Origin of the sequence: Novosphingobium sp. LASN5T, assembly GCF_003856955.1 — a bacterium.
Taxonomy (GTDB): domain Bacteria; phylum Pseudomonadota; class Alphaproteobacteria; order Sphingomonadales; family Sphingomonadaceae; genus Novosphingobium.
This window is the reverse complement of the sequence record NZ_RQSI01000074.1, coordinates 1-13,238: the sequence shown is the minus strand read 5'-3', so window position 1 is coordinate 13,238 and position 13,238 is coordinate 1. Positions and strand designations below refer to the sequence as shown.

The window sequence follows — 13,238 nt, the reverse complement described above, 5'->3', positions numbered from 1 at the left end:
ACAATACCAGCGCACCGCCCACAGGATCACATCACCCTGGAAATGGCGCCACTTGAAATCCGTCATCGTTCCGTCCGTCCAATCTCCGCCAAGCATGCTCAAGCTTCACGATTTTTGCAACAGAGCCAAAGGAACAGCGCGGCTGCGACAAGGATCGCGCCCTCGGTGAGGTTGCGCTCGACCGTCGCGACGGTCGCGTTGACCAGCTTGGCGCGGTCGAGCACGACCTCGACCTTCACGCCCGGCGGCAGCGTCTTGGCGATCTGATCGAGCTTTGCACCGACGCCTTCCGCCACCGTGCGGCTGTTTTCGCCGATCAGCATCAGCGCGGTGCCGATCACGGCCTCGCGCCCGTTCATGCTGGCAGCGCCAGTGCGCAGATCGCCACCGACACGAACATTGGCGATCTGGGAAACGATAATCGGAACGCCGCCGCGCGTTGCGACCACGGCATTGCGGATTTCATCGACCGAACGGATGCGCGCGTCGGCGCGCACGAGATAGGCCTCGCCGCCGCGATTGAAGTAGTTGGCGCCGATCGCAAGATTGGCGGCCTCAAGTGCCTTGGCGAGTTCGCTGTACGAAATGCCAAACGCAATGAGCTTGGTGGGATCGGGCTCGACCACGAAGGTCTTGGCATAGCCGCCGATGGAATCAACGCCCGCCACGCCCGGTACGTTCTTCAATTGCGGCGCAATAATCCAGTCCTGCACGGTGCGCAGGTAACCGGCTTTCGTCACCTCATCCTTGAGAACCTGGCCTTCCGGCGTCAGATAGCTTCCATCGGGCTGCCAGCCAGGCTGGCCGGCGACGCGGCGCGCGCCCTTGCCGTCCGGGTTGGCATAGCCGACCGTGTACATGACGACCTCGCCAAGACCGGTGGTGACCGGCCCGATCTGCGGCTGAACGCCCGCGGGAAGTTTTTCTCCGGCCTGAGCCAGGCGCTCGCCCACTTGCTGGCGCGCAAAATAGAGTTCTGTGGAATCGGAGAAGATCGCGGTGACCTGGCTGAAGCCGTTGCGCGAGAGCGAGCGCGTGGTTTCAAGGCCCGGGATACCGGCAAGCGCGGTCTCGATCGGATAAGTGACCAGCTTTTCCATCTCGACCGGCGATAGGCCCGGCTCGATGGTGTTGATTTGCACCTGATGGTTGGTGATATCGGGCACGGCGTCGATCGGCAGCCGGGTGAGCTGCCACAGGCCAATGCCGGCAACGGCGAGGAAGAACAGCACCACCGCCCAGCGCATGCGGACGGAAAGCGTCATGAGGCTTGCGATCATGGCTTATTCCTCCTCGCCCGCGCCCTTGCCGAGTTCGGCCTTGAGCAGGAACGCGTTACGCGTGGCGACCTGGAGGCCGGACTTGAGGCCCGAGAGGATTTCCACCCGCCCGGCACTACGCTGACCAACCGTGACGGGTTGAACCCGGAACCCCTTGGTCGTGCGCACGAAGACCACGTCCTTGCCGTCCATCGACTGGAGCGCATCGTCGGGCAGTGCGATGGCATTGCTGGGAGCAGCGAGACTGGGATAGAGCCTTACTCTCACCCCGAGACCGGGCTGCAGCGAGCCGCCGACTATATCGATCACCGCCGTCGCGGAACGCGATTGGCCACTGAGCGTCGGTGTCACCGCACGAACGCGGCCCTCAATCGTTCCGCCACCCGGCAATTCGATGACCGCACGGTTGCCGGCCGCAAGCCGTGCCATGTCGGCTGGCCCTACAGCGGCTTCCACCTGAATCTGGCGAGGATCGGCGACGCGAAACAGCTCAGCTTCAGGCTGGACATAGGCACCGAGCATGACAGTCGCAGACGTTACACGACCCGAGATCGGGCTGCTGACTATTGTTCCCCGACCATCGCGTGTAACATTCGCTGCACCCATGGCCGCGCTGGCGCGCCGGGCCTCCGCTTCAGCTGCAGCGGCCTCGGCCTGTGCCGCTTCATATTCGGCGCGCGACGATACCTTCTGCTCGAAGAGATAGCGCTCGCGGGCGAGATTGCGCTGCGCGAGAGTCGAACGTGCCGCAGCCGAGGAACGTTCTGCGGCGATCTGACCTGCGTCGCGGCTTTCGACGATCGCCAGCGCCTCACCGGCGCGAACCGGATCGCCAAGCCGCTTGAACACGCGGGTGACGGCGCCCCCGGCGCGGGCAGTCAACACGGCTTCACCGGTTGGCGAGGACGCGACCACGGCCTGAACCACGATCTCGGAACCGAGCCCGCCTGCCGACACCCCTTCGACGGCGATATCCGAATTGCGGATCGCTTCGGCGGAGAGATCGAGCGAGGTCGGAGCGGCTTCAGCAGCTTCCTCGGCCGGCGCGGCGGTAGTGGGCGGTTCGCCGGTCCAGCGGGCGGCAATGAAGCCGCCCGCTGCTGCGAGCACGAGCGCGCCGGCAACACTGGCGACGAGGCGCTTATCGTCAAAGTACATGGGTAATCTCCGAAATGGGGCGACGCCCGGCACCGGTTGCGGCGCACGGCAGGCATCGAGAAAAGGGTGCGGTTGCGATCACTGTGCGCCACCAGGCACGGGTGCAGGCGCAATGAGTCGCGCAAGCCGCGCTTCTGCGCCATGATAGGCGACCAACGCGTCGATATAGGCTGAGCGGGTCTGCGCCAAAGTCCGCTGCGCCTCGATCAGGTCGAGCTGGCTGAACTTGCCGTTGGCATAACCGATTCCTGCGATCCGGGCCGCCTCGAAGGCGGCAGCTAGTCCCGGACCGCCTGCTGCGCGCGCGCTGGCAGCGGCATTGGCGAGTTCGGCCTGGGCCGAGGCAATCTCACGCTCGGTATCGATCAGTGCCATGCGCCGCCGAGCATCGGACGCCGACTCCTGCGCGGTTGCCTGATCGAGCGCCGCCCTGCCGCCATTGAACAAGGGCAGCGGGATCGAGACGCCGAACACCGCTGCCGTATCGTTCGATGCCGACAAGCGCTTTGCACCGGCACTGAGCGTGACATCGGGAACGCGCTGCGATCTGGCGAGGCGAACCTGTGCCGACGCGGTTGCCAGATCGGCTTCTGCGGCCGCGAGCGCCAAGGTTCCCTCCGCCTTGATCGGGGCCGACGGTCCATACGTCTCGATGCGTTCAAACCAGCTCCGGTCAAGCAGTCCGACGACCGGCTTACCGATCAGCCGTCCGAGATTGGCACGGGCGGTCTCGGCCTCGCGCTTAGCGCGCTCGAGCGCGACGTCGGCGTTGATCCGCAGGACATCGGCCCGTTGCTGTTCGATTGGCGAGGCTGCACCGGCCGTGACCCGCGCGCTCGCGGCCCGAAAGCCCACGGCAGCAAAATCGGTTTCCATCTGAGCGATCTCGGCCCGGCGCTCTGCAGCGACTGCGGCGAGATAGGCGCCGGTAACTTGCAGGCGCAGATCGGCAGCCACGACAGCGGCCTCAACTTCAGTCCGCCATGTCTGGGCATCCGCCACGGCGATTCGCGCCGAGCGCTTGCCCCCGAGCTCGATCGGCAAAGCGAAGCCCGTTGTCGTTTCCGCGCTTTGGGTGCCCCTGAACTCGCCCGTCCCGCCGACATTCTCGACCTGAACCTGCATTTCGGGATTGGGACGCAGTCCCGCAACGGTGCGGCCAGCCTGCGCGGCGCGGAGGTCGGCGGCGGCGGCATCAAGGCCCGGCGCACTGCTGCCAGCGGCTGCGAGCGCTTGATCGAGCGTAAACACCGGTGCGGGCGCGCTGGCCGCAGTGATCGGGGCTTCGGCCCTGACGACCTGTCCGCTCGTACCGAGTAGGAGCGCGGCGACAAGTACGCGCGGCACTGTCGCACGAGCGCTCCGATGGTGCGCTACGGACGCGCGCACGCCCGTTTGACTGTCTTGCATGAAGTATTTTCCTGAAAATCACGAGGCTTGGGCGCATGTGTGGCGCCGGCGGATGATCTTCAGGCGGCAGGCGGCTCTGTGGGCGGAGCCGAACCAAGCGATGTCAACGGATAAACCGTATGCGGCATAACCATGGATGTGGCAGACCAGATCCCCAGCGCATCGATCTCGGCATCCGTCTTTACCGCGATACTGCAATGGTGGTGGGCAACCGCATGACAGGGCACGCCCCCACCTTGCTTGTCGTGCTGCCCGGTCGCGGCATCGACGTGATCTTCGATGTTGAGAACCTCGCTTGCATGACCTGCAAGCATTCCTTCGGCATGGCCAGCTTCGGGCATGACTGCGGCGCCAATCAACACGGCAAACACCAACAGCAAGGAAACGAACCTACCCTTCATGCTGGGGCGAATACCAGTCGTCGTGAATGACGGCAAGGGGCCCCTCGCGCCTGTCATTGCCTGACCAGTCTCAAACCATTGGCCACGACAAGAAGACTGGCTCCCATATCTGCAAATACAGCCATCCACATAGTTCCATAGCCAAGCACCGTGAGCACCAGAAACACTGCCTTGATGCCTAGCGCCAAGGTGATGTTCTGGACAAGCACGGTGCGGGTCATGCGGGATATCCGGACAAAGCGCCCGATCTTATTGAGGTCATCGTCCATCAAGGCAACGTCGGCCGTCTCAATCGCGGTATCCGAACCGGCGGCCCCCATCGCAAAGCCGATGTCGGCGCGCGCGAGTGCCGGGGCGTCATTGATACCGTCACCGACCATGCCGACATAGCGGCCATCACGGATGTAGCGCTCGATTGCCTGGAGCTTGTCCTCGGGAAGCTGGTCGCCAAGCGCCTTGTCGATCCCGACCAGCTGGGCGATGGCCGCAGCCGTGCGTGCGTTGTCACCGGTCAGCATCACCGTCTCGATGCCGAGGTCGCGCAGCGCCTGAATGGCAACGCGGCTGCTTTCTTTGATCGTGTCGGCGACCGCAAGGAGAATGAGCGGTTGCTTGCCGTCGGTCAGGACAACGACCGACTTGCCCTGCGCTTCCAACTGCGTGAGTTGCGCCTCAACCGCCAGTGAGCACACCCCGGTTTCGTGAATAAGGCGGTGATTGCCGAGCAGGTATTCGACGCCGCCGATTCTGCCCTTCACCCCGCGCCCAGGCAGCGCGGCAAAGTCGGTCACATCGAGCAAGACAATGCCGGACTTTCGACCGGCGTCGGCGATCGCATAGGAAACCGGATGATCCGAGCGTGCCGCAAGACTGGTCGCAATGTCGAGGTTGTCGATCCCGTTGTCAGGATCGAACCTTACGGTATCGGTCAGCGCCGGTTTGCCGCGCGTAATCGTCCCGGTCTTGTCGAGCGCGAGCACCGCGAGCCTGTGACCCTGTTCGAGATAGACCCCGCCCTTGATCAGGATCCCCCGCCGCGCCGCCGCTGCCAGGCCACTGACGATCGTGACCGGTGTCGAAATGACGAGCGCGCAGGGACAGGCGATCACGAGGAGGACCAACGCCTTGTAGATCCAGTCTTGCCAGTTGCCAGCGAGCAGCAGCGGCGGAACGATCGCCACCGCAACGGCGACCAGGAACACGGCCGGCGTATAGATGCGCGCGAACTGGTCGACAAAGCGCTGGGTCGGCGCGCGGGCGCCTTGTGCAGACTCCACAGCCTCGATGATCCGCGCGAGCGTCGAGTGCGCGGCATCGGCGGTGACTTCATATTCGAAGGAACCGGCCTCGTTGAGAGTGCCGGCGAACACCTGATCACCTGGCGCTTTTTCGACCGGCATGCTCTCGCCGGTGATGGCCGCCTGGTTGAGAGTCGAATGGCCGCTGGTGATAGTACCGTCGAGCGCAACACGCTGCCCCGGCTTGATCCGGATGATTGCGCCGAGCGCCACGCTTGCAGCGGGCTGATCGCTCCACGACCCATCTGGTTGACGGACGGCAGCGTAGTCAGGCGCAAGCTGAACGAGGCTGCGAATGGCATTGCGCGCGCGGTCGAGCGACTTCGCCTCGATCAGCTCGGCGATAGCGAACAGGACCATCACCATGGCCGCCTCAGGCCACTGCCGGATCAGTAGAGCGCCCGTCACGGCGATGCTCATCAGCGCGTTGATGTTGAGATTGCCGTGGCGCAGGGCAATCCAGCCCTTGCGATAGGTATCGAGCCCGCAGACCGCGACGGCGAGCACGGCAACCAGCGCGACTGTCCATTCGGGCAAGCCGGACCAGTGCATGATCTCCGCGACCAATGCCGCAAGGCCGCCCGCCGCATAGGGCCACCACGGCTTGGCGGCTTCGGTTTGAGGCTCCTCATCGCCGGACGGCTCGACGGGTTCGGCGTCCATGCCGAGTTCGCGGATGGCAGCCTGGACCGCTGGCAATGCGCCGGTGCGATAGGCAACCGTCAGCATGCGCTGCATCAGATTGAACTCGAGTCCTTGGACCTCGTCCATGGCGCCGAGCTTCTTGCGGATCAGTGCTTCCTCGGTCGGGCAATCCATCTGGGCAATGCGCAGACGGGCGACGCTGCCTCCCTCAGGCGCCGTCGAAAGCGCGGACGGAACTGTCTCGTCCAGGGAAGCAGGCGCTGAAATTGAACCGCAGCAAATGTCGGCCATCGGTCTACTCCGTTACGCCGCCGACTTGCGGGCCAGCCTTTCGTTATACCATCCCCCTGCCACGATGGCCGCGATCGTCAACAGTTGCGCACCAATCGACTGCCAGGTCGGGAATAGTCCCAACACCGGGATGCGGGGCATGTGGGCGAGCGGGGCAATGTCGATGATCCCCGCCTCCTGCAACGCAGAGACACCCTTGCCGGCGAGGACGACCGCCAGCACCGCGATCAGCCAGGAGCTGTATTTGAAGAACTCCCCCACCGGAAGCAGGGCACTGAACCGCAGCATGGCCCAGGCGATCAGCGCCAGGACGACGATGGCCGAGATCGCACCGGCTAGAATGACCGCGCCGCTTCCCTGCGCGGTCAGGGCTGCATAAAACAGGATCGTCTCGAACACCTCGCGGTAGACGACGATGAAGGCAAGGCCGAACAGGAACCACGCGGAGCTACGCGACAGCGCCTTGCCGAGCGTCTCGTTGATATAGCGCTGCCATTCTCCGGCCTGCGACTTGCCATGCATCCAGATGCCGACGGACAACAGAACCACGGCGGCGAACAGCGAGCCGAAACCTTCGGTCAATTCCCGGCTTGCGCCGCTGATGCCTATGAAAAAGGTTGCAACAGCCCAGGTCAGCGCTCCTGCCGCGAGGGCCGCAACCCAACCGACGTGGACATGACGAACCATCTCGCCGCGATCGGCCTTGCGCAGAAAGGCGATCATGGCGACCACGATCAGCAGCGCTTCCACGCCTTCGCGCAGCAGGATGGTGAACGCGCCGAGGAAGGTGGACGCCGTGCTGGCGGCATCGGGCGACAGCACCTCCTCGGCATCGCTGAACAGCCCATCGAGGACGGCCATGCGATCCTTGACCGCGCTTACAGGTTCGCCGCGGCCGATGGCTGCGCGAAGATTACCCATTTCGGTCTCGATCCGCCCCATCAGCGTCGCATCACGCGCCGCGAGCGCCGGCTCGACCGGCTCGAACCCGTCGAGATAGGCGGACAGCGCGAGCTTCTTGGCCGCCTCCCTGTCGCCGGCCTCGTAAGCCGCAAGGCTCGCCTGGAGCTTTTCATGAGCAACTGTCAGCGATCCGGCCTTGGCCTCACTCACCGCTTCGGGATGCGCCCGTAGATAGCCAAGGACCGCATCAGCCTTGTCAGGACCAATCTGCCGCCCGAGCGAGGCAGGCGTCATCCCGGCGAGCGCGGCCAGGTTGGGAACCTGGCTGCGCAATGCGGCATCGCTCTTCCAGAGCTGTTCGCCCTTGCCGGCATTGGGGAAGGCGAAGCGACCGATGTAGAAGGCAAGGTTCCAGCGGTCCTGCGAGGGCAATTCGGAGAAACTGCGCATGGCTGTGCCATCGAGCCCCTGGCCGATCACCTGATAGAGCGCAAAGGGGCTTCTCTCTCGGGCACGCGACGCATCGGCAAAGGCAACCGGCACGGGGTTGAGCTTGGCGGCGTCCGGTCCATGACCGTCGCCGCTCAGGCCATGGCAGCCTGCACAATTTTGCGCGTAGAGTGCATTGCCGCGCGCCAGATCGGGAGTTTTGCTGGGTGCGAGCGGGACAGGATAGGCCGTCAACAGGTGCGCGGCGAGCGTCCGCGCAGACTTCGCTACATCATTCGGCGCAGCTTTCTGCGCGACCATGCCCCGAAACGCTTTCGCCTCGGACAGCAGCCCGGCCTTCTGCGCTGCCGGCGGCAGCGCCGCGAGCTTGGCTTCGACCGCGCCGGCAAACTCGGTCATCTCCGCATATTCCTGCGCGCTCTTCACCTTTCCATCGGCGACCGCCCCCGCATAATCGACCGCGACATAGTCGAGCAGCCGCCAGGCCGTCTGGACATCCTCATCGCTCGGGTTTGCAAAGGCAGGGGCCGTTCCCGCCACAAGCAGGGACACCAGCAAGGCGGCCAGGCGCAGCACGCGGGTAGCGGCCTTGATCGATTTCGGGGCGTGATTCGCGAATTTGGTCTTGCTCATCGGCCCCCGATACAATCTACAGTAGCTGTAGAAGCAAGCAGTTTTTGCGAGCGATTCGCAATATGGGACAATACGATGGGTGAACCCGCGCGTTTGGCGATTGGCGACCTGGCTCGGCAAACTGGGACCAAGGTCAACACGATCCGGTTCTACGAGGACATCGGCCTGCTCCCGCGCCCGCTGCGGACCGCTTCGGGAAGGCGGACCTACATTGCAGCGGACGTCCGCCGCCTCTCTTTCATCCGCCATGGCCGCAGCCTGGGATTTTCGGTCGACGAGATCCGCTCACTGCTGGCCCTATCGGATCAGCCTGAACGCGATTGCGGTGAAGCAGCGGCAATCGCGCGCCAGCACTTGCGCGACATCGAAGAGCGCATCGCCCGCCTGCAAACCTTGCGCAGCGCGCTGGTGGGCGTCGCTGCGTCCTGTGATGGCGGCCGCGCCGCAGATTGCCGCGTGATCGAGGCGATCGCTGGCGTTGCCTTGCCAGCTCCCGATTAGTGAAAGCAGGCAACGAGTAGCGGGACCGGCAAGGCCACACCGTTCAACCGCAGCGCGAAGCGGGATCGCAACTGTGCCGGCATTCGCAACTGGCTCGCTGACGCTTGTGCAGTGCGAGCCAGACACCGCCGCCAACCAAAGCTATCGCAGGAATGCCGATGCACATGGCCGCGTCGAGTGATACGGCTTCAAAGCCAAGGACCGCACCCGTTCCTGCCAGCAGCGGCACGAGCAATGGGGCACAACAGGCCGCGCAAGCGAGCGCCTGACCAGCGAGTCCCAGTTTCAACTTCATGTGCAATGTCCTTGTTCGGTTTCGAGTCGCCGCATTCTACAAGTTCAAGTAACTTGAAGAGCAAGCGCCATCATGCGATGCCTTCTCCATGCCGATGCCCATTAGCCAGGCCGCAAGTCTTGCGGGATGCTTCGCGCCGACGATTCGTTACTACGAGGCGATCGGCCTCATTCCGAACGCGGCAAGGACTGATGGCGGGCGTCGCAGCTATGGCTGGCCCGATGTGAAGCGCCTGCAATTCATTCGCCGCGCGCGTGATTTCGGTATGTCGATCGACCAGATTCGGGAACTGCTGGCTCCCGAGGCCGATGCTGCCGGAGGCTGCATCAAGGCTCGCGATATCGTTCAGCAGCGCATTGACGAGGTCAAGGAACGGCGGTTGGAACTTGCCCGCCTCGAGTCCTCGCTCGATGCCATGGCCCGGCGCTGCGATGTGACCTGTGGTCCGTCGCCAGCTCTCCCGTGCACGATCTTCGAAGATATCGCGGACACTGCCGCGTGAAACTCTGGGCGATCTACGCTGCAGCCGCGTTTTGCGAGATCGCTGGCTGCTTTGCCTTCTGGGCCTGGCTCAAGAGCGGGAAGCCGGCGCTTGTCGCCATTCCCGGCGTGGCGGCACTAGTTGAGGGCATAGCGTGGATGGTACGCTAAACAACGCTAAGGGTGAACAATCAGCGAACGCTTAGGCGACGCGGCTATCCGGCGGCAGATTAAGGGCCTTGCGACCAGCGGAAGCGGCGGCGCGATCCCAGAGGAAATCGCCGGAGAAAGCAATATGCTCCCAACCTACGGGGGACGTATGGGCGAGGAGATCGTCAGGCACTGCGACCGAGGTTGATCGTAGATGCTGGGCGGCGGCGTCCATGTAGATCGTATTCCAATAGACGATCGCGGCGATAACCAGGTTGAGGCCGGAGGCCCGATACTGCTGCGCCTCATGGCTGCGGTCGATGATCCGGCCCTGGCGGAATGTATAGATTGCCTGCGTCAGGGCATGGCGCTGTTCGCTGTTGTTGAGGCCGGCATGACATCGCCGGCGCAGATCGGGGTTTTCAAGCCAGTCCAGCATGAACAACGTCCGCTCGATCTTGCCGATTTCCTGTAACGCGGCGTCGAGCTGGTTCTGCCGCTCGTAGGCGGCGAGCTTTCGCAGCATGACCGACGGCGCGACATGGCCGGCCTTGATCGACCCTACGAGGCGCAGCACGTCATCCCATTGCTCACCGATGATGTCGGTGCGGATACGCTTGCCCAACAACGGGCCGATGAAAGGATAGGCCGTAACCGGCGCGATCGACGCAAGCCGCCTGTCCGGAAAGTCGCGCAGGCGCGAGCAGAAGCGAAATCCCAGCATGGCGCACAGCGCGAAGACATGATCGGTCGCCCCGCCGGTGTCGGTGTAATGCTCGACGATTCTGAGATCGGTGCCATGACTGGTGAGGCCGTCGAGGACATAGGGTGCTTCATGCGTCGCGGCCGAGGTCACGTTGATGTGATAGGGCGCGCGCTGGTCGGAATTATGGGTGTAGAAGCTGAAGCCGTGATCGACGCCATAGCGGGCGTTGATGTCGCCCCCCGATGCACCGCGCTTCGCGCCCCTGAAGAACTGGCCATCGGAACTGGACGTGGTGCCGTCGCCCCATACTCGCGAGAATGGCAGGCGGTGGTGTGCGTTGATGAGGACGGCCAGCGCCGAGCGGTAGCTATCGTCGCGGATATAGGCGTCATGGGTCCACAAGAGCTGATCCTCGTGACGCCTTGGCTCGCGGCCGCCATGCGCGACAGGCCGAGATTAGTGGCGTCGGCGAGGATAGTGGCGAGCAGCGCGTTTTCATTGGGGCACGCCTCGCCGGTGCGCAGATTGGTGAACGCTGCGAGGAAGCCGGTTTCCTGCGCCACCTCATGCAGCAGCTCGGTGATGCGGATGCGCGGCATCATGGCATCGAGCCGGTGGGCCAGAGCTTCGGCGTCGGGCGTCGCGATCGTGCGAACCGGGGAGATCTGGAGGCGGTCGTCGCGGTATCGCACACCCTCCAGAGCGTCGCGCTTCAGCCGCTGGGCAAATTTCTTCAGCCGCCAGTCCAGTTCGCGGCCCCGCTGTTCAAGCCATTCGCCGGCTGTGGGTGGCAGGCCGAGAGCCGATACGATCGGCTTCGCCTTCGGTTCGCTGAGCAGGTAGCTGTCGAACCGGCGGTATCCCGCCGATCGTTCCACCCAGACATCCCCGGAACGCAGCTTGTTGCGCAGATGCGCAATCGTCGCGATTTCCCAGAGCCGCCGGTTGATCTTGCCGTCATCGCCTACAACGATTTTCCGCCATTCCTTGCGGAAGGGCATCGGGGCGTCGGCAGGCAGATCGCGCTTGCCCGACCTGTTGAGGTCGCGCAGAATCTCGATGGCGGCGATCGTTTTCGCGCTGCCCTTTCCAGCCCTAAACTGGAGCGCTTCAAGCAGGTCGGGCGCGAACTTGCGCAAGGTCGCATAGCGATCGGCCGCAACGGTCAGCGGGTCGAGGCTGGCGGTTTCCGCGATCGTCGCCACTTCCGGTCTGGCCTTCAGAAGGGTGTTCCACCCGACCGAAGCGTCCAGGGCCTCTATCGGATCTTCGCCGGTATCGACCGCATCGGTCAGCGCGTCGATCGTCCTGCGAAAGATCAGCATCAGCCGCGCCACATTCTTCGACGTGGTGGCATAGCTGCGCGCCTGGGCGTTCTTCGCGCGGGTGAAGATGCTGCCGATCAGCTTGTCCGCCATCTCCAGAGCGCCGTCGGTCAGCCGTTCCTCGAGGTCGAGGAGGAAGGCAACAAGCGTGGCGCGTCGGCGGGAGGGGATATATCGCTCGATCATATAGGCAGGCGAAGCGCGCCCTTCCCTGACATATTGCCGAAATCGGTCCGCATGGATGCGGCCAGCCACGTCCGGTGAGATGCCAATCTTCCGCACTTGCCGCAGGCGATCGAGAATCTGGCGGATGTGATCGGGCTTGGCCGCGACGGGGATGGTCTTGAGCGAGGCAAGCTGACTCATGCCGCCGGCGTCGTCAAAGAGCTGGTCGAGGGCGTGGACCTGTTCGGCGCTGAGATCGGCGATCAGAGCATAGGCCGCCTGCTTGCGGGCACGCGCGCGCCCCGCGCTGCTGGCACGTTCGATGGTGGAGATGGACGGCAGCAAAATACGGGCCTCGCGAAGGGCGGTGACGACGCCGGTCGCGATCGTCATCCCCTTGTCGGTCGCCCATGCCGCTTTCGCGGCCGCTTCGACCATGAACGGAATATCGGCGCGCGTCGGCCCCCGAAGTCCCAAGCGCACCGCCAGCTCACGGGCATGATCCGTCATCGTCTGATCCCGCGCCGCATAGTTGGCCAGGTCGGCTACGTGCAGGCAAAGTTGTTCCGCGACGAAGGCGGCGAGATCGTGGGGTATCGCTCCCCTGTCCTGTATCAACTGCGCAAGTGTGATGCCCGGATGGCGCAAGAGCGCGAGTTGCAGCGCGACGCCCATCTGGTTCCGTCGCTCCCGTCGTGCGCCGATGATCTCGATGTCCGCAGGCTCGAAGGTATAGAGCCGGGCCAGATGGTCGCGATCGGTCGGGATGGCGAGGATCTGATCGCGTTCGCTCTCGATCAGGAGTCGATGCTTGCGCTTCATCATGCCGATTCCCGTCCACAAAAGGTCATCTGGGCCTATGGACAGCCATGAGTAAAGAGACATAGTATGTGGACGGATATGGATGGGGCGAAACAGTCGCCCTTCATAGCGTCCACAGAACGACCGTTTGGGAGACGCGCGGCATGGGTGATATTCTGGGCTACGCTCGCGCCAGCACTGGCGATCAGGACGTGGCGGGGCTCTGTTGCAAAAATCGTGAAGCTTGAGCATGCTTGGCGGAGATTGGACGGACGGAACGATGACGGATTTCAAGTGGCGCCATTTCCAGGGTGATGTGATCCTGTGGGCGGTGCGCTGGTATTGT

At 63.9% G+C, this 13,238-nt stretch carries 9 protein-coding genes and 2 pseudogenes; 4 read left to right on the top strand and 7 right to left on the bottom strand.

The genetic code is table 11. From position 1 onward, the window contains the following. Positions 1-122: 122 nt before the first annotated feature. The 3 genes and pseudogenes from EH199_RS22900 to EH199_RS22890 all read right to left on the bottom strand — a co-directional run. Positions 123-1,280, bottom strand: a pseudogene (locus EH199_RS22900) (efflux RND transporter permease subunit); the annotation flags it as partial. A 3-nt stretch (positions 1,281-1,283) separates the two neighbouring features. Continuing rightward, positions 1,284-2,438, bottom strand: a complete 1,155-nt coding sequence (locus tag EH199_RS22895; RefSeq protein WP_124811372.1) for an efflux RND transporter periplasmic adaptor subunit — start codon at positions 2,436-2,438, stop codon at positions 1,284-1,286. A 78-nt stretch (positions 2,439-2,516) separates the two neighbouring features. Beyond that, the gene (locus EH199_RS22890) at positions 2,517-3,785 is read right to left on the bottom strand and encodes a TolC family protein (RefSeq protein WP_370449730.1); all 1,269 of its coding nucleotides are present in this window, start codon (positions 3,783-3,785) and stop codon (positions 2,517-2,519) included. 182 nt (positions 3,786-3,967) lie between these two features. Between EH199_RS22890 and EH199_RS24530 the strand changes: the two genes are divergently transcribed. Continuing rightward, on the top strand, positions 3,968-4,279 hold the full coding sequence (locus tag EH199_RS24530) for a hypothetical protein (RefSeq protein WP_124811370.1): 312 nt from the start codon (positions 3,968-3,970) through the stop codon (positions 4,277-4,279). A 23-nt stretch (positions 4,280-4,302) separates the two neighbouring features. Here the strand turns inward: EH199_RS24530 and EH199_RS22880 are convergent, their stop codons facing one another. Beyond that, positions 4,303-6,483, bottom strand: coding sequence for a cation-translocating P-type ATPase (locus tag EH199_RS22880; RefSeq protein WP_223806882.1), 2,181 nt, complete (start codon positions 6,481-6,483; stop codon positions 4,303-4,305). A 12-nt stretch (positions 6,484-6,495) separates the two neighbouring features. Next, entirely contained in the window at positions 6,496-8,469 is a 1,974-nt protein-coding gene (locus tag EH199_RS22875; RefSeq protein WP_124811369.1) for a cytochrome c/FTR1 family iron permease, read from the bottom strand. Between the two features lie 75 nt (positions 8,470-8,544). Between EH199_RS22875 and EH199_RS22870 the strand changes: the two genes are divergently transcribed. Then, entirely contained in the window at positions 8,545-8,970 is a 426-nt protein-coding gene (locus EH199_RS22870) for a helix-turn-helix domain-containing protein (RefSeq protein ID WP_124811368.1), read from the top strand. A 43-nt stretch (positions 8,971-9,013) separates the two neighbouring features. Here the strand turns inward: EH199_RS22870 and EH199_RS22865 are convergent, their stop codons facing one another. Next, complete coding sequence (locus tag EH199_RS22865; RefSeq protein WP_124811367.1) at positions 9,014-9,265, bottom strand: hypothetical protein; 252 nt, start codon at positions 9,263-9,265, stop codon at positions 9,014-9,016. An 88-nt stretch (positions 9,266-9,353) separates the two neighbouring features. Here EH199_RS22865 and EH199_RS22860 point away from each other — a divergent pair, with 88 nt between their 5' ends. Together EH199_RS22860 and EH199_RS22855 are read left to right on the top strand one after the other, a co-directional pair. Then, on the top strand, positions 9,354-9,767 hold the full coding sequence (locus EH199_RS22860; protein ID WP_124811366.1) for a MerR family transcriptional regulator: 414 nt from the start codon (positions 9,354-9,356) through the stop codon (positions 9,765-9,767). Next, the gene (locus tag EH199_RS22855; RefSeq protein ID WP_124811365.1) at positions 9,764-9,916 is read left to right on the top strand and encodes a hypothetical protein; all 153 of its coding nucleotides are present in this window, start codon (positions 9,764-9,766) and stop codon (positions 9,914-9,916) included. The genes EH199_RS22860 and EH199_RS22855 overlap by 4 nt, the downstream gene beginning before the upstream one ends. 31 nt (positions 9,917-9,947) lie before the next feature. On the opposite strand, the pseudogene EH199_RS22850 reads toward EH199_RS22855, so the two are convergent. Further along, a pseudogene (locus EH199_RS22850) lies at positions 9,948-12,916 on the bottom strand (Tn3 family transposase). Positions 12,917-13,238 lie beyond the last annotated feature (322 nt).

Coding starts and splice junctions, on each gene's coding strand:
- EH199_RS22895 (WP_124811372.1), bottom strand. CDS start 2,438: ATGTACTTTGACGATAAGCGCCTCGTCGCCAGTGTTGCCGGCGCGCTC.
- EH199_RS24530 (WP_124811370.1), top strand. CDS start 3,968: ATGCGGCATAACCATGGATGTGGCAGACCAGATCCCCAGCGCATCGAT.
- EH199_RS22880 (WP_223806882.1), bottom strand. CDS start 6,483: ATGGCCGACATTTGCTGCGGTTCAATTTCAGCGCCTGCTTCCCTGGAC.
- EH199_RS22875 (WP_124811369.1), bottom strand. CDS start 8,469: ATGAGCAAGACCAAATTCGCGAATCACGCCCCGAAATCGATCAAGGCC.
- EH199_RS22870 (WP_124811368.1), top strand. CDS start 8,545: ATGGGTGAACCCGCGCGTTTGGCGATTGGCGACCTGGCTCGGCAAACT.
- EH199_RS22865 (WP_124811367.1), bottom strand. CDS start 9,265: ATGAAGTTGAAACTGGGACTCGCTGGTCAGGCGCTCGCTTGCGCGGCC.
- EH199_RS22860 (WP_124811366.1), top strand. CDS start 9,354: ATGCCGATGCCCATTAGCCAGGCCGCAAGTCTTGCGGGATGCTTCGCG.